Genomic DNA, 268 nt, shown 5'->3' with positions numbered 1-268 from the left:
CGGCAACACCGTATTGATTGGCTAAGTCCTTAGCGAAGTCATTAACGAGCATTATCCGTAAACGCCCTGATAATTCATGGGGTAGATTAACGACTATTTCTCTTGCGGTTCTGCTGTTCTTTCTTGTTTCGGTGGTTTCCGCTAAGTTCCAAAGTTCGTTGCGCTCAATCTTTAAATCGTTTGGGGTGTGAAGTCGTTTGTGTGCTACCCCTCTTCTTTTGGTGTAGTCGTGTTCTTTGCCTGTGCGTTCATCTTTGATGGCAATACC

The 268-nt window shown here is 44.8% G+C and carries 1 protein-coding gene; it reads right to left on the bottom strand.

Going from position 1 to position 268, the window contains the following annotated elements:
* Window positions 1-268 (bottom strand): MobA/MobL family protein (locus tag AAEY88_RS13840; RefSeq protein ID WP_350563308.1); only part of this gene is annotated, 268 nt, incomplete at both ends.

It is taken from the genome of Psychrobacter sp. CAL346-MNA-CIBAN-0220 (assembly GCF_040309805.1).
Taxonomy (GTDB): Bacteria; Pseudomonadota; Gammaproteobacteria; order Pseudomonadales; family Moraxellaceae; genus Psychrobacter.
This window is presented reverse-complemented; position numbering and strand designations above follow the sequence as displayed.